The organism is Clostridioides sp. ZZV14-6154 (assembly GCF_020657785.1).
Lineage (GTDB): Bacteria > Bacillota > Clostridia > Peptostreptococcales > Peptostreptococcaceae > Clostridioides.
The window spans coordinates 1,270,076-1,292,043 of the sequence record NZ_JAGWCY010000001.1; the positions used below are offsets into that span (position 1 = coordinate 1,270,076).

Annotated in this window: 20 protein-coding genes; 2 read left to right on the plus strand and 18 right to left on the minus strand. The window is 27.7% G+C overall.

Going from position 1 to position 21,968, the window contains the following annotated elements:
* Positions 1-32: 32 nt before the first annotated feature.
* The 15 genes from KGF45_RS06235 to KGF45_RS06305 all read right to left on the minus strand — a co-directional run bounded on the left by KGF45_RS06235 (position 33) and on the right by KGF45_RS06305 (position 16,455).
* Entirely contained in the window at positions 33-584 is a 552-nt protein-coding gene (locus tag KGF45_RS06235; RefSeq protein ID WP_227827050.1) for a helix-turn-helix domain-containing protein, read from the minus strand.
* A 20-nt stretch (positions 585-604) separates the two neighbouring features.
* Entirely contained in the window at positions 605-1,507 is a 903-nt protein-coding gene (locus KGF45_RS06240; protein WP_227841992.1) for a glycyl-radical enzyme activating protein, read from the minus strand.
* Between the two features lie 14 nt (positions 1,508-1,521).
* Positions 1,522-3,894 (minus strand): glycyl radical protein, encoded by a 2,373-nt coding sequence (locus tag KGF45_RS06245; RefSeq protein ID WP_227827048.1) that lies wholly within the window; start codon positions 3,892-3,894, stop codon positions 1,522-1,524.
* A 215-nt stretch (positions 3,895-4,109) separates the two neighbouring features.
* On the minus strand, positions 4,110-4,733 hold the full coding sequence (locus KGF45_RS06250) for a hypothetical protein (protein WP_227827047.1): 624 nt from the start codon (positions 4,731-4,733) through the stop codon (positions 4,110-4,112).
* Positions 4,711-5,802: an ATP-binding protein gene (locus KGF45_RS06255; protein ID WP_227841993.1), complete on the minus strand. Its 1,092-nt coding sequence runs from the start codon at positions 5,800-5,802 to the stop codon at positions 4,711-4,713. Before KGF45_RS06255 ends, KGF45_RS06250 begins: the two co-directional genes overlap by 23 nt.
* Positions 5,803-6,086: 284 nt before the next feature.
* Positions 6,087-6,800 carry a LytR/AlgR family response regulator transcription factor gene (locus KGF45_RS06260; RefSeq protein ID WP_227841994.1) on the minus strand — a complete coding sequence of 238 codons (714 nt, stop codon included), beginning with the start codon at positions 6,798-6,800 and terminating at the stop codon, positions 6,087-6,089.
* A gap of 243 nt (positions 6,801-7,043) precedes the next feature.
* A complete protein-coding gene (locus KGF45_RS06265; RefSeq protein ID WP_227827044.1) occupies positions 7,044-7,598 on the minus strand; it encodes a DUF2812 domain-containing protein in 555 nt (184 codons plus the stop codon).
* Between the two features lie 101 nt (positions 7,599-7,699).
* On the minus strand, positions 7,700-8,491 hold the full coding sequence (gene zupT / locus KGF45_RS06270; RefSeq protein WP_413840768.1) for a zinc transporter ZupT: 792 nt from the start codon (positions 8,489-8,491) through the stop codon (positions 7,700-7,702).
* Between the two features lie 163 nt (positions 8,492-8,654).
* On the minus strand, positions 8,655-9,818 hold the full coding sequence (locus KGF45_RS06275) for a M20 family metallopeptidase (RefSeq protein ID WP_227841995.1): 1,164 nt from the start codon (positions 9,816-9,818) through the stop codon (positions 8,655-8,657).
* A gap of 63 nt (positions 9,819-9,881) precedes the next feature.
* Positions 9,882-11,069 carry a hypothetical protein gene (locus KGF45_RS06280; protein ID WP_227827041.1) on the minus strand — a complete coding sequence of 396 codons (1,188 nt, stop codon included), beginning with the start codon at positions 11,067-11,069 and terminating at the stop codon, positions 9,882-9,884.
* 336 nt (positions 11,070-11,405) lie between these two features.
* Positions 11,406-13,106, minus strand: coding sequence for an ABC transporter ATP-binding protein (locus KGF45_RS06285; RefSeq protein WP_227841996.1), 1,701 nt, complete (start codon positions 13,104-13,106; stop codon positions 11,406-11,408).
* Between the two features lie 219 nt (positions 13,107-13,325).
* Positions 13,326-13,601, minus strand: coding sequence for a PTS sugar transporter subunit IIB (locus KGF45_RS06290; protein ID WP_227434042.1), 276 nt, complete (start codon positions 13,599-13,601; stop codon positions 13,326-13,328).
* 128 nt (positions 13,602-13,729) lie between these two features.
* Positions 13,730-14,263 (minus strand): molybdopterin-guanine dinucleotide biosynthesis protein B, encoded by a 534-nt coding sequence (mobB, locus tag KGF45_RS06295; RefSeq protein WP_227827039.1) that lies wholly within the window; start codon positions 14,261-14,263, stop codon positions 13,730-13,732.
* A gap of 23 nt (positions 14,264-14,286) precedes the next feature.
* Positions 14,287-15,468, minus strand: coding sequence for a molybdopterin molybdotransferase MoeA (locus tag KGF45_RS06300; protein ID WP_227827038.1), 1,182 nt, complete (start codon positions 15,466-15,468; stop codon positions 14,287-14,289).
* Positions 15,469-15,720: 252 nt separating this feature from the next.
* Positions 15,721-16,455 carry a hypothetical protein gene (locus KGF45_RS06305; protein ID WP_227827037.1) on the minus strand — a complete coding sequence of 245 codons (735 nt, stop codon included), beginning with the start codon at positions 16,453-16,455 and terminating at the stop codon, positions 15,721-15,723.
* 362 nt (positions 16,456-16,817) lie between these two features.
* On the opposite strand from KGF45_RS06305, the gene KGF45_RS06310 reads away from it, so the two are divergent.
* Entirely contained in the window at positions 16,818-17,723 is a 906-nt protein-coding gene (locus KGF45_RS06310; RefSeq protein WP_227827036.1) for a selenium metabolism-associated LysR family transcriptional regulator, read from the plus strand.
* A gap of 204 nt (positions 17,724-17,927) precedes the next feature.
* Here the strand turns inward: KGF45_RS06310 and KGF45_RS06315 are convergent, their stop codons facing one another.
* Genes KGF45_RS06315 through KGF45_RS06325 form a run of 3 tightly spaced genes read right to left on the minus strand, consistent with a single transcriptional unit; the run spans position 17,928 to position 21,024 of the window.
* Entirely contained in the window at positions 17,928-19,322 is a 1,395-nt protein-coding gene (locus KGF45_RS06315; RefSeq protein WP_227827035.1) for an aminopeptidase, read from the minus strand.
* Positions 19,323-19,341: 19 nt separating this feature from the next.
* Positions 19,342-19,551 carry a DUF896 domain-containing protein gene (locus KGF45_RS06320; protein ID WP_227827034.1) on the minus strand — a complete coding sequence of 70 codons (210 nt, stop codon included), beginning with the start codon at positions 19,549-19,551 and terminating at the stop codon, positions 19,342-19,344.
* 27 nt (positions 19,552-19,578) lie between these two features.
* On the minus strand, positions 19,579-21,024 hold the full coding sequence (locus tag KGF45_RS06325; RefSeq protein ID WP_227827033.1) for a PLP-dependent aminotransferase family protein: 1,446 nt from the start codon (positions 21,022-21,024) through the stop codon (positions 19,579-19,581).
* Between the two features lie 109 nt (positions 21,025-21,133).
* Here KGF45_RS06325 and KGF45_RS06330 point away from each other — a divergent pair, with 109 nt between their 5' ends.
* Entirely contained in the window at positions 21,134-21,928 is a 795-nt protein-coding gene (locus tag KGF45_RS06330; RefSeq protein WP_227827032.1) for a histidinol-phosphatase HisJ family protein, read from the plus strand.
* The last annotated feature ends 40 nt before the right edge of the window (positions 21,929-21,968 follow it).

The following is a 21,968-nucleotide window of genomic DNA, read 5'->3' on the forward strand; positions in this document are numbered from 1 at the left end:
AATATTTATTCCCAAAATGGATAACTATAAAATTATCTATAAACTTCTATATTATGAAATACAGTTTTTCCATTATTTAAATTTTTATATAAATGTTCTAGCGTCCCATCAAATCTAATTGAATGTCCAGACTCTAAAATATAAGTTTTTCCATCTACATTAAGCTCAAGTTTACCTTCTATTACAAGTACATACTCTTCCAGAACATGACTATGTGTAGATGAAACATGTGTACAATTTGCTTCAAGCTCAATTATAAAAAGTTCAAACCTTCTTTGAGGGCTAAAAGGATATATGGGATATAACTTCATATTGCCTTGCTGTTCAATAATAGGTTCCACATCCTCTTTTTTTATAACCTCATAAGTGTTTGTATTTTCATTTAATAGTGTTGTAAAATTTATTTTGAATCCAGATGAAATTTTCCATAAGGTAGATACAGTGGGGCTCGATTCACCTCTTTCAATCTGTCCCAGCATTGCTTTACTAACTCCTGTCATCTTTGAAGCTTTATCTAAACTTATGCCCATGTCTTGCCTTAATAACCTTAAATTTTCTCCTACATTAGGAAATTTATTATCCATGTTAAAATCCTCCTGATAGTCTATTTGTATTCTATGATTTTTACGCCTGTAAGTTCTACTATCTCTTTTAATTTTAACATATGGCTATTGCAAATTTCATCAAATTCATACATATAATCTTCAAGCCCTAATGCTTTATATTTATCAAGTCCAAATTTATGATATGGAAGTAATTCCATCTTTCCACCTAAAACATTTTGTTTTACAAATAATGCAGTGTTTCTTATATTTTCTTCACTATCATTCACTCCAGAAATAATTGGTACTCTTATAACCATAGATTTGTTTAATTTTGAAAGTCTACATATATTTTCTAATATTATCTCATTACTTACTCCTGTATATGCTCTGTGAACATTATCATCCATAGATTTTATATCTACAAATATATGGTCTATTTTTTCAAAGACATCTTTCACTTTATTCCACTCAAAATATCCACAAGTTTCAATTGCTATGTTTATACCTTTATTATAAAAAACATCAACTAATTCTCTTAAAAAATCAATTTGAAGTGTGGGTTCTCCTCCAGAAAAAGTTACTCCTCCGTTAGACTCAAAGAAAAATATAAAATCTTTTTCAACTTCCTTTACAATCTCTTCAACACTCATTTCTTCAGTCATTATACAGATAGCATCATTGAGACATGTTTTAACACATCTTCCACACAAATCACACTTATTATTTATTTGACTTCTATCAGATAATGAACTTATATTTTGAGGACAAACATCTATACACCTATTACAAGATATACACTTATCCTTCATAATTCCTAGCTTTACTATATTGCTCCATGAGTCTGGATTAGAACACCACTTACATTTTAATTTACATCCTTCTAAAAATATAGTAGTTCTTATTCCATCACCATCATTTACTGAAAAATGTTGTACCTTTACAACTTTACCTTTTTTACTCATAATCTACCTCATAATTAAAATTTACTATGTGAGTTTCTAGCTATTATAGCATCTTGCATCTCTCTTGATAAATTAACAAATTGAGTACTATACCCAGCAACTCTCACTAATAAATCTTTATATTCTTCTGGATTTTCTTGAGCTTTTAATAAGACATCATTTGATATTGTATTAAATTGTACATGGAATCCACCTAGTGCAAAATACGATTTGACCATAGAAGCTAGGTTTCTAAGTCCTCTTTCTGTCTCAACCAAATCTTGATTAAATCTTAAATTTAGAAGTGTTCCTCCAGTGTGAACATCATGATTTATTTTTGATGCAGATTTCATAGCTGCTAATGGACTTGTTGTATCAGTTCCGACAAATGGAGAAACTCCTTCTGTCAAAGGTTTTGTGGCTTTTCTTCCACATGGAGTTGCACCTACTATTTTTCCAGTTGGAACATAGTTTGATATACCCATAAATGCACTATTAAATTTAGAGCCAAAAATATCCTTATATTTTCTAGTTTCACTATAATAAAAATCAGAAACTTCAATAGCCAATGAATCTACATAATCATTGTCATTTCCATATTTAGGAACATCTAAAGCAAGCTTTCTTAATTCTTCATAGCCTTCCCAATCATTATTTAATGCCTTTGTTAACTCTTCTAATGTAGTAACCTTATCTTCAAATACTAATTTTTTTATAGCTGCCAATGAGTTTGAAACTACACCTAATCCTATACCTGTTAAAACAGGTCCTATATTGTATTTTGCTCCACCTTTACTCAAATCAACACCTTTATCCAAACAACCATCTACACAAGTAGATAAAAATGGTCTCGGTACTATTTCTTTATGAATTTGTTGAGCAACAGTAGTTCCTATAACAGAATTTTTTATAAGATATGCTAGTTGCTTTAAAAACTCTTCTTTAACTTCTTCAAAAGATGCAAATTCGTTGATATTTTTTACATCTAATCCCATTTTTTCTCCAGTTAATCTACTCTTACCTTCATTCATAGCATATTCCAGTGCTGCTGCAAAATTAATATTTACTGCTGAAGTCCATTGACCTGTCTTTCTAAAGTGAGGAACAACACAGCCACAATTGCTCCAATCTCTTGCATCTTCTGCATCATATCCATCTTGAAGTAACATTTGTGCTCCTGCACTATCACTGTGTATAGCAGGAAAACCAGTACCTTGTTTTACCAATTTCGCAACTGCCATAACAAAATCATCTGGTGCTCCCTGACTTATTCTAACACTTAAACCTGGTTGATGAGTTTTTACACTTTCTGTTGCCTTTAAACACATATATGAAATATCATTAGTTCCATCAGTTCCATTTCTCTTTTTGCCACCAACAGTAAGGTTTTGAAATTGGTTGTATCCTGCAAAATAATTTGCTGTATTTGCTGATATTGTCCATACCCACTCTGATAGCTTAATCCATAGAGCCTCTATCAACTCTTGAGCCTCTGATTTAGTTATATTCCCTTCTTTAGTATCTTTTTCATAATATGGATACATATATTGGTCAAATCTACCTAAGTTCAATGCTAATGGATTTTCAGATAAAACACCACCTAATTGCACAAACCATACAAATTGTATCGCTTCATAAAAACTAGTTGGAGGATTTGCTGGTACATTCTCACATACTTCTGATATTTTTATAAGTTCTAACTTTCTTTTTGAATCTTTCTCTGATTCACTCATTTCTTTTGCAAGTTTTGAATATCTATTTGCCAATGTCATGATACCATCTGCAACGATAGAAACAGACTTATAGAAATCTATTTTTTCAATATTTTCTGAAATTGAGATGTCTAGTTCTTTTATCTTCTTATCTGCTTCTTCCTTGATACCCTTATATCCTTTTACAAATAATATATCTTGATAATCTGGAGTTACTTCCCCTACTGCCTGTCTCCACTTAGAATCATTATCTATTATTCCTGTATCTACCAATATCTTAGCTGTATCTTCTGGAATTCTTGCTAAAAAAACTTCTTCCAAAGATTTACCCTTCCAATATGGAAATATCTCTTTTCTTATAAATTCTATTTGATCTTTTGATATTACATATGGGTCTTGAGTTCTTTCATCAAAAGTATCCATTTCCTTATCTACCCATTGCCAAGAAAATTCTGGTGTTAATATACCTGTTCTTCTGAATTTACCAGCTGTACCTACAATTAATTCATTCTCAAATATTTTTATAGGAAGTTCTTTACATGCATCTAAAAAAGCTTTTGCTCTTCTTATACATATGGCTTCTCCCTCAGTCTTTTTATGTGATTCTGTAAAAATTCTAGCCCTTTCACAACATATCATAGGTTTAGAATTAACATATTCTTGTCTAAATGCTTCTATTCTATCAGTTTGACTCATTTAAAATCCCCCTTTGGATAATATATATTAATTTTTGTATGTTATAACATACTTTAATTATATTATACTGTCCTTTAACATGAAATGGCAACCATAAATAATGTATTTTTGAATAAAAATACTTGCCTAAATATAAGACATGCACTTTATTTTCTAATTTAAATCACAAATTTCTCTATAATACATTTCTACAGTGCCATAATTTTTTTATTATATTAATGATTTGAAATATCAAACTCATATTCTAAACTTAGTTTTAAAACCTTAGTAGATTTTTTAACTTTGTTAACTTCAACATGTATATCATTCATATAAGGAAGCTCTACAGAGCCTACACCTTCATTAAATGTTTTTATAACTGCATCTGCAAATTCTTTCTCAGTTAAATTGGAACTAGTTAGTGACTTAAATATGTTGTATATAAAGTTAATATACTTATCCCTTTTATCTAACTTATCATTCTCAGGATATTCTTTGGCACATAGAATGTCTACCACTGCCTTTCCTTCTTTCTGATCTTCAGACATAGAGTAAAATAAACTTCTAATATCTTTTTCGGGTGGATTTTCAAATCCATTTATAGATACTACAAAACTACCATCTGAATTTGAATTAGCGATCTTATAACCACTATCTGTTATAACCTTTGAAAACTTTTGAGATAAATCTTTTTTAACTTCTTCCAATCCTTCTACAGTATTAGCTTTTTTTGAATAATCTTCAAACAGTTTAATAGAGTCATCTTTTTTATCTTCAATTGAGTTATTCGATGAATTTTCACTAGCTTGCTCTAATATATATGCCCCAACTAGTAACTTAATCGACCCAACTGTCAGCATCTTGATTCAATGGTATGTATATATTTAGTATAAATTTGTCTTTCTGATTTTCAAATAATAATTCTCCATTGTACTCTTCTAAAGACGATTTAATACTTTGAATTCCTATTCCATGTATAAATTTATCCATTTTGTCTGTTAACAATATATTTTTATTAGAAATAATATTATTTGCTTTACTATTCTCACATTTAAGTACAAAAAATGATTTTGTTATAGTTCCTTTAATTCTAATATATTTATCAATATTTTCATCTGATATTTTCTCACATGCTTCTATTGCATTATCTAAAATATTGGCAAATATACTTGATACATCTATAGGTTTTATAAAATCAACTTTTGAAAAGTTTATGTCACAAATAAATTTAATTCCCTTTTTTGTAGATATTGCACTCTTTTCATTTATTATAATGTCTAATATCATGTTTCCTGTATTATAAATAGATTTAAACTCTTTAATTTCATCTTTTAAATTATTTACATACTTATTAATTTCTTTACCATCACTTTTAAGATTATCTATACAACAAATATGATTGTTTATATCATGATAAAGCTTCTTAACTCTCATATGAGATTCTTGGATACTTAAATAATGAGCATATTGCATATCTAACTTATTTTTTATTAATTCATTCTGAGATTTTAACTTATTATCTTTTATTATTTGCCTAAACAATAATATGAGAACAATGCTACTAGCTCCTATTACCTTTGGATTTACAAAATTCTCAAAATAATATGGTTCTGAATGTAACCATCTAAACCGTTCTAATTTCCTTGATATATAGACTCCAATTATATTCATTGTGTTGGCTATTAAAGCAAATAATAAATATACATAATTTCTTTTATCTTGACTAAGCAATTTTAATCGATTATACAAAAAACTAAGTATCATATATACAAATATAATAAATAGATTCCTGTATATGTAAACTTTCATATTATCAGAATAAGATGCTAAAAGCCACTCTTTAGATGAAACAACATTACCTGTAACTACAAAAAATAAAATTCTATCTATAACATCTTTAAAACAGTCATAATAAATATTAAATAGCAAAAAGAAAATTATGTATTTAATATATCCTATGTTGTAAAAATAATTATAATATATCCCCCAGACAATAAATACTATAACATCAATCAAATAATATATATTATTAATATAATTTTCTTGTATATTAAATAATATAGTTATTTTAACTACAATATAAATTATTCCCAATAAAGTATAAAATACAATTTGTTTGTCTTCTTTATTATCTTTTTTATAAATTAATATCCTTTTCATAATAATAAATCGTACACATATAGATACAATTAATAATAACTCAGACATAAAATTTAACATATTGTATCACCAAGAAATTTTAAAAATTTCTCCTTAACCTCTTTATACCTATATCTACTAATGGGTACTTCTTCGCCACTTTCTAAAATAGCAATATTTGGCTTTATGTTTTCTACATAACTTAGATTAACTATAAAGCTTTTATGACATCTTACAAATTTATCTAGTTTTAAATCTTTTTCTATTTTTCCTAGACTATACTTCACTCCAAAACCCTTATTTATTGTGTGTATTAACATATCTTTTTTTTGAATCTCTATATATTTTATTTCATTTAAATAAATCTTGTATGTATTAGACTTGTTCTTTATTACAACGTAATTACTTTTATTTGTTTCAATATCTTTAATACAAGTTAATATATGTTTTTTTAATTCCTCTAATTCTATGGGTTTTAGCAAATATCTATAAGCTCTTACTTCATACCCTTCTTGCACATAATCTATTAAAGAGGTTATAAATATTATCTCCATTTTATTATCCACTTCTCTAATCTTTCTTGCAGTATCCATTCCATTCATTTGCTCCATTAGTATATCAAGAAGCAGTATATCTATATCTTTTAAGCTTCCTTTAAGTAAATCTTCTCCAGAACTATATTTTTGTACTTCATATTCTATATTCATAGTTTTTAATAGATTATCAAGATATTCTTCTATTAAACATTGTGTTTCTTTTTCATCTTCACAAATTGCTATCCTAATCATAAGTTCCTCCTAATGCACTTTCTTATTACACACTATTAGAATTTTTTTATTGAGATATTTAAATATGATTTTAAATATCTGATACCTTAGAATAACATTTTTAAATTATTCTTATCAATACTCAAGATTCAAATAAAATCTAAAAGATTATAACTGATATGAATATATATAAAGAATAACAGTTATTGATAAAAAAAGTGTCTCAAAATAATTTTTCAAAATTATTTCGAGACACTTCTCCCTTTATTTATTTAATTTTTTAATCCTTAAGTAATACATTATTCTTCTATATAATTGTAACAAATACAAAGTTAATAACATAATTTGTAATGCGATAGTACAAATATCTACTCCATAACCATTAAATAAATTTCTTATTTCAGTGAACAATAAATATATAAAAATAACTACTAAAATAGTAAATAAAAATAAATTCATGAATAAAATTGATTTTACTTTATCTTTGTTATCTAAACCACTATATAATTTAGGAGGTACATCTTCATATGTTTTAGTCCATACATACCATGAAGATGTACCTATAAAACTACCAATACTTCTAAATATAAGGTTCCACCCTCTAGACTTATATTTATTAAAATAATCTTCCTCAGCATCATAATAATAATCAATAGCGTATTTTATTTTTCTTGGAGTTCCTTTATAAAAATAAAAGATTCCTCCAAGTTTACTTATCTTATATAGGTTATATCCTTGTTCTTCCATATCTTCTAACCATTCTTCTATCCTATCAGGTGAACTATACCAATCAAATTTAAACTTCATTTTCTTTTCCATAAGATTCACCTCCAAAATGATATTTTTGACATATAATAATCTATTTTAATAATTATATCATTTTGATATTAATTTTAGGTTACAATTAGATATCTAAAAATCTATTTAAATAGCAATAAACTAATAGCCATGACAATCATTCCTGCAATTAATCCATAAATTGATAAATGATGTTCACCATATTCTCTAGCTGATGGTAGTAGTTCATCAAGGGATATAAATACCATAATACCTCCAACAATGGCAAACACAATTCCAAGTGTAGTATCATTTAGAAAATTTCTAAGAAGTACATATCCAATAATTGCCCCTAAAGGTTCTGACATTCCAGATAAAAAAGAATAATAGAAAGCTTTCTTTTTATCTCCTGTAGCATAATACACTGGTACAGATACAGAGATTCCTTCTGGTATATTGTGTATAGCAATTGCTATAGCTATTGGTATTGCTATTGTAGCATCATCAAGTGCTGATATAAATGTAGCTAATCCTTCTGGAAAATTATGAATTGCTATAGCCATTGCTGTAAATATCCCAGTTCTTAAGAGAGATTTATTTTTTTGTATATTTTTTTCATCCACATTTTCCATTTTCTTTATCTCATGAGGATTTTCTTCTTGAGGAATTAACTTATCAATAATTGCAATGATAGCCATTCCTGCAAAAAAAGCTATTACAGTTGACCAGCTTCCTAATTTTTCTCCCATAGACTTCGTTAAAGCATCTTGTGCCTTAGGAAATATTTCTATCATAGATACATAAATCATAACACCAGCAGAAAATCCTAAACTTACAGAAAGAAATTTAGTATTAGTCTTTTTAGCAAAAAACGCTATACAACTTCCTATTCCAGTAGACAAACCAGCAAACAAAGTTATTAAAAACGCAAACATTATATTACTCAATTAAATCACCTTCTTTTTTAATTGATATTGATTATCATTTTCTTTTATAATATCATATCTTTTTTTTATAGTCAACATTTATAGTAATTATAGACAATAAAAAAGCAGAGTATAAACTTAGTCTCTGCTTTTTCTTTATAGTATATTAAAATTATTTATTTAAAAAGTCTACTGCATATTGAACATATAAAGCAGTTCCAATCTCTAAGGCATCTTCATCTATATTAAAACACCCATGATGATGAGGATAACAAGCTCCTTTGGCTTCATTTCTAGCGCCTACAAATGCCAATGCACCAGGTGCAATATTCATAAACTCAGCAAAATCCTCTGCTCCTGTTACTTTTTCAAATAGTGCTATACTTTCTTTTCCAAATAGCTTAATTACTGCATCTGTAGCTATCTTTGAACATTCCTTGTCATTTATAACAGCTGGTGTTAAATATCCATACTCTAACTCAGCTTCTGCTCTATATGCTTCTGCTGTAGATTTTGATATACGTTCTAAAATTGTAGGAATTTGTTTTCTAAGTTCTGGATTAAATAATCTTATTGTGCCTTCTAGAACAGCTTCACTTGCTATTACATTAAATCTTGTTCCAGAATTTAAAACTCCAACACTTACAACTAGTGGCTCTAAAGGACTTACTTCTCTACTAACCATGGATTGTAGGTTCATAACTAATGCAGAACTTGCAAGTACTGCATCAACACCTTGATGAGGAAGTGAACCATGGCCACCCTTACCTTTTACAGTAATTTTGAAGAAATCAGCAGAAGCCATTCTTGGACCTTCTTCAACTGATACAGTCCCACACTCCACATCACTCCAAAGATGAATTCCAAATACACCATCTACACCTTCCATAGCACCATCTTTAATCATAGCTCTTGCACCTTTACCTACTTCTTCTCCTGGTTGAAAAAATAATTTCACAGTTCCCTTAATATCATCTTTAATATCATTCAAAACCTTAGCTGCTCCTAAAAGCATTGATGTGTGACCATCATGTGCACAAGCATGCATAAGCCCCTCATTTTTTGATTTGTATTCTATACCTGTACATTCAACAACTTGAAGTGCATCCATATCTCCTCTAAGTGCTACAGTTTTTCCTGGATTAGCTCCTTTTATAGTTGCAATTACACCTGTGCCTCCAGCTGATACATATGGTACTCCTATCTTATCAAGTTCTTCTTTAATTCTCTTTGATGTTCTAAATTCTTCCATACTTTTTTCAGGATTTTCATGAAATTCTCTTCTAAGTTTGATTACATAATCTTTATATCCATTTGTTATTTCTTTAATATTCATTCCAGACCTCCAAGTGTAACATATTCTTCTTATTATTTAAATGCCTTATTTATTAGTTAAAATTTATATAAGATTTACAAAAATACCTGCTATTACTACAGAAGCTATTGTTACTGTAGTAAATCCACCAACAAGCATCTTTGGAAGCATTTTATCCATCAAAAATTCTTTTTCTTCTGGAGTTTCAGCCAAGGCCTTTACTGCTTCTTCAGTTAATATATAATTTGGTGGGAAACCATAAAGTGCTGTAAGTGAAACTGAAAATGCCATTTCCTTACTTTCACCTAAAAGCTTACCTACTATAATAGAGAATATCCCCATACCTATTACACCAAAAATTATAATTCCTACAAGAGGAACAGCCATTTCAGCAAGCATTGCTGGTGTAGCTTTTGCTAATCCTGCAAATATGAAAGCCATCAATGATGTCATTAACCACCCAAATGAACCTGATTTATTAAGTGGTTTTCTGTCAACTATTCCAAGTTCTGATGCTATTACACCAAATATTAAACAGATAACATATCTTGATACAACTTCATGTGTAAGATTTGTAAATTGCACTGCTAACCATGCTACAAGTCCTAATCTAAGTATTATCATATATGTAGTATCATACTTTTCAGGTAAATCTGGAATTATCTTAAACTTACTCTTTTGCTCAGGTACTTTTTTAGTTTCTTCTTCAACTTTAGTTACAGTCACTTTTCCACTTCTAAAATCTGATAAAAGTCTTTTTCCTTCTTTTTTAAGCATTAATGCTGTGATAGGATAACCTGCAAACCCTTGTGCCACATACATTAAAATTGCTAGAACTGCTAAGCTTGCAAGACCTTTTGCTGTAGCAGCATCTGCCATCATTATAGATGCAACTAATCCTCCAGTAAGAGGAGGTGTAGCTATTACTGCCGTATCCCATCCAAACACTAGAGTTCCTAATGCTAAAGCTCCTACACATACTCCTACTATCCCTGCTAGTGCTATTACTATTGTCTTCCATTGACCTGCTAGCTCTTTAATACTCATCATAGTTCCCATATGAGTTATTAATAAAAGCATACCTAACTGTGCCAATGGTGTTCCTAGAGCTGCTAGGTCCACGATATTTTCTGGGAAAAAAGTCCAAAATCCTACTATAAATATAATTGCTGATACAAAAACTGATGGAACAAAAGCTTTAGTTTTTGCTGAAACTACATCTCCTATCGTCAGTGATACTAAAACTAGACAAAAAGCTGTTATTGCTTCCATACAAAATCCCCCCTCATAAATAAATATATTTGTATACAATGTATGTATAGTTATCCATTATTTTACTACTTTTGAAAAACATTTCAAGTCAAAATTCGATTTTTTTCATAAAATTCTATAAATTCTATTAATTAAAGTTAGTTTTCTAAATTATTCTTTTTGTAAAAACGTTATCCTATGCATTGGCTATTTTACAGTACTCTTATAAAGATAATTGAGCATAATTTGCAAAAAATAAAACATAGAATACATTTTTCATAAAACATCTCATTAATATAAAATGAATTTGCTTTATGAATCTTAATATATTCTATGTTTATAAATTTAATTTATATGTTAGTTATTGTGTAATCTACTATATACGCCATTTTTGTTTACTAACTCTTCATGAGTACCTCTTTCTTCAATTCCTTTATCTGTCAGTACTATGATTTCATCAGCATTTTTTATAGTAGTCAATCTATGTGCAACAACTAAATTTGTTCTATCTTTGCTTAATTCTTCTAAAGACTCTTGAATTTCTCTTTCTGTTACATTATCTAAAGCGGAAGTAGCTTCATCCAATATTATTATTGGAGGATTCTTTAAAAAGATTCTCGAAATTGAAATTCTTTGTTTTTGCCCACCAGATAATTTTACTCCTCTTTCTCCTATATAAGTGTCATATCCATCTGGCAGAGTTTTTACAAAATCGTGTATTCTAGCTTTTTTTGCAGCATCAATCATCTCTTCATCTGTAGCACTAGGATTTCCACAAAGAATATTATCTCTTATAGTCCCTGTAAATAAAAATACATCCTGTTGTACTATACCTATATTTTTTCTCAATGATTTTAAGCTTACATCCCTTATACTCTTTCCATCAATTTTTATATCACCTTTATCAAATTCATAAAATCTTGGCAATAAATTGCATAATGTAGTCTTTCCTCCACCAGAAGGTCCAACTAGAGCTATAGTTTTACCAGCTTCTATAGACAGACTCAGATTATCTAATACTTGAGTATCATCTTCATATGTAAAAGATATATTTTCTATCTCGATATTACCTTTTACATGTTCAAGCTCAACAGGGTTTTTAGCTTCTTTTTGATGGTCTTGTTCCATTATCTCTATGAATCTTTTAAAACCTGTCATACCATTTTGATATTGTTCTGTAAAGTTTATCAATTTCTTCATAGGTTGTATAAACATTTTTACATATAATATATATGCAGCAAAATCACCTAAAGTAATTTTTCCAAGATAAGTAAAGTATCCACCAGCTATGACAACTACCCATTCCAAAATATCCATATATAAGTTCATACCAGAATAGTATTCTGCCATTACTTTATAAGAATCTTGTCGTGCTCTCCTAAATAATTTATTGCTTCTTACAAACTTGTTTAATTCTTCCTTTTCAGTACAAAAAGACTTAGTTACTTTCATTCCAGCTATGCTATTTTCTAAAGTTGCATTTACATCACCTATAGTAACTCTACTTTTCATAAAAGCTATATTCATCTTATCTTTTTTTGTTATCGCAAACCAAATTATAAATGGCAATATAGCAAATATTATAAGAGTAAGAGGAATATTTATATCTATAAGTATAAAGAATGAACCAACTAACATTACTATAGAAATGAATAAATCTTCAGGACCATGATGTGCAAGTTCTGTTATATCCATTAAGTCATTTACTATTCTAGACATAGTTACACCAGATTTATTATTATCAAAATAAGTATTTGGAAGCCTCTGTAAGTGTGTAAATACCTCATTTCTCATATCAGCTTGCATATCTACACCAATGACATGTCCCCAATATTGCATAAAATAATTAAGTCCTGCTTTTGCTATAAATATAAGTATAAGTACAACTGCAAAAACTACTAGCATTCTTAAATTTTTATTTGGAACAATGTCATCCATTATATTTCTAGTTATCATAGGATAAACTAAATCACATAAAGAAAATAAGAATGCTGCTATAAGGTCTAATGTAAAGATTTTCTTATATGGTTTATAATATTTGACAAATTGTTTTATCATAAGTTTTAAATCCTCCTTTATCAATACGTCTAAAAAATACCCTTAAATTAGTATAACATAACACTAATTTTAAATCTTTTATAAAATTGAATATTTGTTTTATATAATTACATATTTAAAATACACCTAAAAAGAGCCATATCTATGTAAATAAAATTTTACGAAGATACAACTCTATATTTAGTACTAAATATTTTTTATAACTGTAAACTTAAAAACTTATTTTAAAGCATCCAATATTTTCTTATCTAATGCAGCAGTATTTATACCTGTTATGTATGCTGTTGCTTTTATTGCAGGTATATCATAAGTTGTTGGTAATATAGTAGTAGATACTATTAAATCAGCACCTTCTTGTTTTGTTGCACATTCAGCAATTTTACATTGTATAACTTCTGCTTGTATGTTATTTTCTTTAACCAATCTTTCTACTTTGTCACAAACTACTGTTGATGTTGCAATTCCTGCTCCACATGCTACTAATATTTTTTTCATATTATCCTCCTACGATTTCTATAATGTTTTATAATTCAAAATACGATTTTTATAATTAAATAAATTTCTCATATCTTTATTTATATATAAATAATTATACCATTTTATATCAAAATAATATCTTAAAATTATTCTTTTAATATGTTTTTTATTTCACTATCATTTAATTTTAAAGTATTATTTTTTATACAAGATTCTATGTACTTTGATATAGTTTTGTAGTCATTCAAACCAAACTGCTTAACATTTAAATCATATTCTATATCACTTATAATACCTATCAAATCAGATTTATTTGATAAAATATCCTTATACTTATCTTTTCTAGTTACCTCTAATCTTTTAAATCTGTAATTTTTATACCCCTCTATAATAATCAAATCCATGTCTTCATAAAACCTAATCATTTTATATAGTGGATTTTTATCTTTTAATTCTTCAATATATGCTAACCTCTTATTTGATATTATACAAACTTTTCTCGCACCTGATTTTCTATGTTTATAAGTATCTTTACCTTCCTCATCCATCTCAAAATCATGGCATGTGTGTTTGATAACTCCAACATTATAACCTTCTTTACTTAATTCTTTTACTATACCTTCAATTAATGTAGTTTTACCCACTCCTGAATAGGAAACAATTGATAATACATTATACATAAAACCATATCCCCTTCATAAAACTATATAACAACAACATCTACTAATTGGTTTTCTTTTATTATTTCTCTCTTTTTTATCTTAATCATGCAATTACTTCTTAATGTTGCAGATAATCTAGCCTTGGCATCTTTTTTATCATTTAACTTAACATATAATTTACCTTCATCTGTATATAATTTTCCACTTACAAACCTATCGTTATTTGAGAATTTGTTAAATTCTCCTTTAAATATAGCTTTTATATAATGGCTGCTTTCTTTATATGTTAAATACTCAATCACAGGAACAACTACATTATCAAATACCACAATTGCTGCATGTGGATTACCAGAAAGCCCAAACAATATTTTTTCTCCCAATGTAGCTACATAGCAAGCACCTCCAGGTTTAATATTTATCTTCCAAAACAATTCTTTTGCTCCTATGTTTCTAAATACATCTGGTATTAAATCTTTATCTCCAACAGATACACCACCTGTAGTAATTAAAAAATCTACATTTTCTAGCATATCCTTTACTTTTTTTTCTAACTCTTGTATATCATCAGAACAAGTACATATTGTATCTGCTTGTATTCCAAGCTTTAGAAGCTTTGAATATAATGTATATCTATTACTATCATATATTTTACCATCCTCTAAAGTTTCATTTATATCTTGTAATTCTGTTCCTGTATTTAAAACGCCTACTTTTAAATCATCATATACATCTAATTTAGATATTCCAAGACTCGCTAATACTCCTATACCATCATACCCTATATGTTGATTTTTACTAATAATTAATTGACCTTTTTTTATATCCTCACCTTTAAATATATAATTGTCATATTCCTTTAGTTTTACATTTAAAGTTATCATGTCTTCTCTAATTGTCACATCTTCTTTTTTTACCACACAGTTTGCTCCATTTGGAATTTTTCCACCAGTCATTATCTTCACTGCTTCATTTTTATTTAATATACCATCAAACACTTCTCCTGCATATAATATTCCTATGACCTTTAAACTTTTATTTTCAGAATTTGCATCATATGCATAACCATCATATGGTGACCTGTCAAATGGAGGACTATCAATTGTTGAATATATATCTTCTGCAACTACTTTATTTACTGCTTCTATAAGATTAACTCTCTTAATCCTACTTATTGGTATAACATTTTCTTCAATAATTTTTATGGCATCTGCTAATCCTATCATTTTAAATACACCCCAATATATTTTTTATTTAAAAACATTCTTAATGTAGTATAATTATAAATTACAATAAATCATTTTAGCTTATATTTAATTATAACTAATTGTTATCTATAATTGCAGTTTAAATTTAATAAATCTTATAAAATTATCATTAATTGTATTAACTTCAATTTTATACATTTTATAAAAAAAACTGTTTCAAGTTAGAAATTTACTTCTACCTTGAAACAGGCTTATATGCTTTAAAATTCATTATTCTAATAAAGCTCCTTTTATTATTTTTACAAATTTATCGCTCTCAATAGTTTTTATAGACTTTATTTTATTGTCTACTATACTTATTGTAAGTATTTCTTTTTCTAATACTTTATTATCTTTCTTTAATCTATAACTCTTCACTACCCTATTTCCTTCATAGTTATATGCTGTTAAATCATAATTGGCATTACCCACGATTTCATTTATCCTAGATTCTTCAACTCCAATATACTCTCCTAAATCAATGTTTTTATATTCTTCTAAAGATACAGCTGACTTTTCATTATCATTTTTTTCAATCATAATATCATAATTTTCATCTACAGTTATTATACTTTGTGATGAAAAAGAATTTGTTTCAACATTAACAACTTTATTTTTATTAATATTAATGTATAAAGCACTTCCATCTAATTCATTGTTTCCAGTATATTTAGGGTAAACTAATGTCATATAACTTGATGTATTTATATCTTGCATTGCATTTGATTCTTTTAAATTCTTATTTTTTATATAATAAATTGTGTTATAAGGTATTCCCATATTCTTTATAACATATTTATAATCTTTATCTATCATTTCATTAACATCATTTTGAACTTTTGTCATAGTTTTTTGCTGTGTTGCTTTACTTGCTACTTGATTTTTCTCTTTAGTAGTTTCCTTATGACATCCAACAAGTACAATCCCTAAAATAGTTACACAAACTAATGACCTTTTTAACTTCATAAATCAATCCTCCTTTCTTAAATTCTATAATATTTATCTATATCTCATTGTGTGATTATCTCTTTTTTCAATAATTACGTTCATTATTTTATAAAATAATTATATAATATTTATTTAAATTTAATAAGATTAATAAGCTATTTGTAATTTTTTTGTAACAAAACACGTTTTAAGGTTGAATTTTGAAAATTCAATTTACAAGATACTTGTGGTAAATATCCTTATAACATTATACCAAATTATTCCTAAACAATCAAAAACTCCATAAACATTTTAAGGTTTTCTATTTCAAAAATCCCCTTCAACCATTAATTTATCAAATATGTTATAATAGTTTTAGATAATTTAAGGAGGATTAAATAATGGATTTTAAACAACTCGAAGTATTTGTTGCTGTTGCAAAACATCAAAGTTTTTCAAAGGCTGCAAGAGAACTTTTTTTAACTCAACCTACTGTAAGTGCACATATACAAAATTTAGAAAGAGAGTTAGAGACTGTACTTATAAACAGAAGCAACAAAGTTATTACACTCACAAAATCTGGTGAAATTCTTTACGAGCACGCTATATATATATTAAACAACTGCAAACGTGCAATTTATGATATAAAAGAATATTCAGGTAAAATAGAAGGTATTATAGATATAGCATGTAGTTCTATACCTGAAACTTATATTCTCCCTGATTTTATGAAGAATTTTTCTATGAGTTATCCAGATGTAAAATTTTCCATAAGCCATTATGATTCTCAATACGCTATATCAGAAATTTTAAATGAACGGATAAGCTTTGGATTAGTTGGTTCTAAAATTAACAATCCTCAAATCGAATATCTAGACTTATTAGATGATGAACTTGTACTTATTACTCCTTCAGATTTTAAAATTGATAACAAGAACAATTACATTGATATAGAAGAATTGGCTTCTTTCAATTTTATTATGAGAAAAGAAGGCTCTGGTACTAGAAACTTAATACTAAACACACTCAGCAAAAATAACTTTCCGGTAAACAAATTAAATGTAATAGCTCATGTAGAATCAAATGAAGCCATTAAAGAAATGGTTAGATTAGGCCTTGGTGTATCTTTTATATCATATATTTCAGCTATTGATTATCTAAATGCAGGCAAAATAAAATGCTACAAAATAAAAGATATTGATTTTACAAGAAAATTTTTCTTTATTTATTCTAAAAAGAAAACTTTTTCTCCATTAGAAGATAAATTTCTAAACAGACTATGTGAGTACTTTGAAATCATAATATAATAATTTTAATACATGGAACTCAAATTTAAATTATAAACTACTAAATTAATAAAATAAATAGAGTAGTATTATACTATGTTCATTTAATTAATGAGCATAGTATAATACTACTCTATTTACTTATTACTTATTACTTATTACTTATTACTTATTACTTATTACTTATTACTTATTACTTATTACTTATATTATTGTATATTAAATTTATAAGTTTATATTAAAAAACGCCTTATATCCTTTGTACATTTCATATATATCTACTTTAGAAACAATCTCATGTGGCGCATGCATATTTAAAACACCAACACCACAGTCTATAACCTCTGCGCCTTGATTTGCTAGGATGTAGGCTATTGTGCCTCCTCCACCTTGGTCCACTTTCCCAAGTTCAGCAGTTTGCCATACTACATTACCCTCATTAAAAATTCTTTTTACTTCTGATATAAACTCAGCATTGGCATCATTACATCCACTCTTACCTCTCGAACCAGTATACTTATTTAAAACTATTCCATTTCCCATATATGCAGAATTTCTTTTTTCATATGCCTCACCAAAATTTGGGTCATATCCAGCTGCAACATCAGCTGATAATACTTTACTATTTGCTAAAGCTCTTCTTACTTTAATATCACAGTAATCGCCTTCTAAAGCTATTAACTCAGCTACAGTATTTTCAAAAAACTTTGAATGCATACCTGTATTTCCTTGGGAGCCAACTTCTTCTTTGTCCACACATAATGTAACTGAAGTAAATTCTGGTTGTCTAGTCTCTAATATAGCTTTTACAGCAGCATATGAACATACTCTATCATCATGGCCATATCCTAATACCATTGACCTATCAAATCCCAAATCTCTTGCCTTCCCAGCTGGAACTACTTCAATCTCAGCACTTAATAAATCTTCTTCAACTATACTATATTTTTCATTTAAAATTTTTAATATATTTGCTGTTATAGGTTCTTTTTCTTCGCCATCCAAAGGCATATTTCCAATCAATACATTTAAGGCTTCACCACTGATTCCTTCTGACAATTTCTTTTGCATTTGGTCTCCAGCTAAATGAACCAATAGGTCAGTTACACAAAATACTGGGTCACTGTCTTCTTCACCAATAGATACATCCACTTTTGTACCATCATTTAATATAACTACTCCATGTAAAGCAAGAGGAATAGCTGTCCATTGATATTTTTTAATTCCTCCATAGTAGTGAGTCTTAAAAAAACCTAGATTAGCTTCTTGATACAATGGGTTTGGTTTTAAATCTAATCTTGGCGAATCTATATGACTACCTATAATCTTCATACCTTTTTCTATATAATTTTTACCTATCACAAAAAGTGCTACTGCTTTTTCTTTATTTATAGCATAAATCTTGTCCCCATGACTTACACTTCCCTTTTCCATAGCTTCATCTATTGAAATATAACCATTTTCTTTAGCCAATTTTATAATTTCTTTTACTGAAAGTCTTTCAGTTTTTGATTTACTTAAAAAATCCATATAATTGCGAGCATATTCCATAACCTGTTCAATAGCATTTTCTTTTTTTTCAATTTCCCATGCATTCTTAAATTCATGCTTTAAGTCCATGTTTTCCTCCTATTAAGTTTTAATTTTTATTATTTTTCATATATTGTTCATATTCCTCTGGTGAGACTACTTTAACACTGTCAAGTCTTGATTTAAAATGAGCTCTAAAATTTTCTAAATATTCCTTTCTTAAAGTCTCTCTTTCTTTGATTTCATCATCAGAAAGAGCTCCCTCTTTATTTTTCTTTGCTAATTCATTAATCCTATCTAATTTCTTCTTGTCAAACATTTTTTCCTCCTAAAAAACTTCTATTTATTAATAAAATAATTTATTACTTTTTATATCTAATTTATTTTTATATTCACAGAAAAACTCATCTATATTATCGCTTATTATAGATATTCCCTTTTCTAATTCTTCCATACTTGGACGAGCTATATTTATTCTAAAAAATCTATCATCCACTAGATTATCAAAAAAATAAGTCCCTGGAAGCATAGATACTCCTTTATTTAACATAAAACTTGTAAAACTTTGAGATGTATATCCTCTTGGCAATTCTAAAAAAAAGTTTATCCCTCCACAAGATTTTCTAACTTTTAATTTACCACTCAATTTATCATTAATCAAGCTTTTTGCTAACTTGTATTTATCAGTATATATTTTCTCTATATGACTCAAATAATTCTTCCAATTAAAATTCTCCATGTAGTAGTACATTGATTTTTGAATAAGACCTGGGGTTGATATGTCTGATGAATATTTAGCCCATAAAACTTTTTTTAATAATTCGTTTGGCATTTCTACAATCCCTATTCTTAAACCTGGCATAAGTATTTTTGAAAAACTCTTTATATATACTACTCTATTTTTATCATCATAACTTCTGACTGTTCTATTGTCTTTTGAGTCAAATATAAAATCACTTATAAAATCATCTTCAATTATATAAAAATCATGTTCTTCTGCCAATTCTATTAGCTTCTTTTTTTTATATGTTGAATAAGATATACCTGTTGGGTTTTGAAAATTAGGCATAATATATATAAGCCTTGGTTTTATTTTTTCCAATTTTAATTTTAAAATACCTATATCAATTCCATCATCTAACATAGGTATAGATATTATTTTTGCACCTCTACCTTTAAATACTTCAATTGCCCCATTATAAGATGGCTCTTCCATAAAAACAACATCAGAATAACTTATAAGACCTTTACAAACTATATCTATACCTTGCTGTGCTCCTGAGATTATTTGAATATTTTCTTTAGTAGTATTTATATTTTCATCACTTAAATACTCTACCATCTTTTCTCTTAATTCCTCAGAGCCTAGACCTTCATCATAATCAAATATTGAACTTCCATCTTTAGATAGTGCCATATTTACAGCATTTTTAAATGAATCTATAGGAAACATATCATTAGATGGATTTCCATTATCGAAATGAATTAAATCATCTCTTTGTCTAATATTCTTGTTTTTCCCTTTATCTATACCATTTTTATAAGAATTTGAATTTGATACAAAAGTTCCACTTCCTATAATTTTATATACATATCCTTCATTTTCCAAAAGCTCATATACTTTGACTATAGTAGTATTATTTACATGTAAATAATCTGATAACTTTCTTATTGGTGGAAGTTTTTCATGCTCAACTAGTTCTTTGTTTATTATTAACTGCTTTATATGATTAAATATTTGTATATATTTAGTTGACTTCCTTTCACTTAAATCTATTTTGTATTTTTCCACATTTATCACCGCTTATTGTTTTTATATTTTGTTGATGCTTTGGTATATATTTGATATTATTTAGTATGTATATATAATACCAAAATTTTTATAAAAAGGGGAAATATTTATGTTTTACGACTATCACATGCACTCAAGTTTCTCTACTGATGGAAAATCTACAATGGAAGAAATGATAAAAAAATCTATAGACCTTGGTATAAATGAAATTTGCTTCACAGACCATGTCGATTATGATGTTTATGCTGATGATTCTTTTTCAATTGTCTACGAAGATTATTTTAAAAGTCTAGAAACTCTTAAAAATAGATATAAAGATAAAATATCAATAAAAAAAGGGATTGAATTTGGAGTTCAAACTCAATTAATAGATACATATAGAAAAGAAGCTCATCAATATCCATTAGATTTTATAATATGTTCTATTCATGCTATAGATACAATGGATTTATACCTTGGTAGCTATTTTGAAGGTAAGACTCAACATGAGGTCTATGAGAATTACTACCTTTATTTGTATAATATTGTTAAAAACTATAAAGATTACTCTGTTTTAGGGCATTTAGATTTAATTAAAAGATATGCACCTTATGATACTATCTTAGATGACAGACTATTTTCAGATATAATTGAAGAAACTCTTAAACAAGCCATCTATGATGGTAAAGGTATTGAAATAAACACATCTTGCTACAGATACAATCTGCCAGATTTAACTCCATCTAGATATATACTTCAGATGTATAAAGATTTAGGAGGAGAAATCATAACTACAGGCTCAGATTCACATCATGTAAGTCAAATTGCATACGAGTTTGATTACATATATTCATTGCTAAAAAAGATGGGATTTAAGTATGTATCTAAATTTAATAAAATGAAACCAGAATTTATAAAATTATAAATTTTTACACCTCCTTATGAATATATTTAAAAGATAAGGA

What these genes read in the sequence shown, in the direction of transcription:
- KGF45_RS06235 (WP_227827050.1), bottom strand. Translation starts at nt 584, where the DNA reads ATGGATAATAAATTTCCTAATGTAGGAGAAAATTTAAGGTTATTAAGG.
- KGF45_RS06240 (WP_227841992.1), bottom strand. Translation starts at nt 1,507, where the DNA reads ATGAGTAAAAAAGGTAAAGTTGTAAAGGTACAACATTTTTCAGTAAAT.
- KGF45_RS06245 (WP_227827048.1), bottom strand. Translation starts at nt 3,894, where the DNA reads ATGAGTCAAACTGATAGAATAGAAGCATTTAGACAAGAATATGTTAAT.
- KGF45_RS06250 (WP_227827047.1), bottom strand. Translation starts at nt 4,733, where the DNA reads ATGCTGACAGTTGGGTCGATTAAGTTACTAGTTGGGGCATATATATTA.
- KGF45_RS06260 (WP_227841994.1), bottom strand. Translation starts at nt 6,800, where the DNA reads ATGATTAGGATAGCAATTTGTGAAGATGAAAAAGAAACACAATGTTTA.
- KGF45_RS06265 (WP_227827044.1), bottom strand. Translation starts at nt 7,598, where the DNA reads ATGGAAAAGAAAATGAAGTTTAAATTTGATTGGTATAGTTCACCTGAT.
- zupT (WP_413840768.1), bottom strand. Translation starts at nt 8,491, where the DNA reads ATGTTTGCGTTTTTAATAACTTTGTTTGCTGGTTTGTCTACTGGAATA.
- KGF45_RS06275 (WP_227841995.1), bottom strand. Translation starts at nt 9,818, where the DNA reads ATGAATATTAAAGAAATAACAAATGGATATAAAGATTATGTAATCAAA.
- KGF45_RS06280 (WP_227827041.1), bottom strand. Translation starts at nt 11,069, where the DNA reads ATGGAAGCAATAACAGCTTTTTGTCTAGTTTTAGTATCACTGACGATA.
- KGF45_RS06285 (WP_227841996.1), bottom strand. Translation starts at nt 13,106, where the DNA reads ATGATAAAACAATTTGTCAAATATTATAAACCATATAAGAAAATCTTT.
- KGF45_RS06290 (WP_227434042.1), bottom strand. Translation starts at nt 13,601, where the DNA reads ATGAAAAAAATATTAGTAGCATGTGGAGCAGGAATTGCAACATCAACA.
- mobB (WP_227827039.1), bottom strand. Translation starts at nt 14,263, where the DNA reads ATGTATAATGTATTATCAATTGTTTCCTATTCAGGAGTGGGTAAAACT.
- KGF45_RS06300 (WP_227827038.1), bottom strand. Translation starts at nt 15,468, where the DNA reads ATGATAGGATTAGCAGATGCCATAAAAATTATTGAAGAAAATGTTATA.
- KGF45_RS06305 (WP_227827037.1), bottom strand. Translation starts at nt 16,455, where the DNA reads ATGAAGTTAAAAAGGTCATTAGTTTGTGTAACTATTTTAGGGATTGTA.
- KGF45_RS06310 (WP_227827036.1), top strand. Translation starts at nt 16,818, where the DNA reads ATGGATTTTAAACAACTCGAAGTATTTGTTGCTGTTGCAAAACATCAA.
- KGF45_RS06315 (WP_227827035.1), bottom strand. Translation starts at nt 19,322, where the DNA reads ATGGACTTAAAGCATGAATTTAAGAATGCATGGGAAATTGAAAAAAAA.
- KGF45_RS06320 (WP_227827034.1), bottom strand. Translation starts at nt 19,551, where the DNA reads ATGTTTGACAAGAAGAAATTAGATAGGATTAATGAATTAGCAAAGAAA.
- KGF45_RS06330 (WP_227827032.1), top strand. Translation starts at nt 21,134, where the DNA reads ATGTTTTACGACTATCACATGCACTCAAGTTTCTCTACTGATGGAAAA.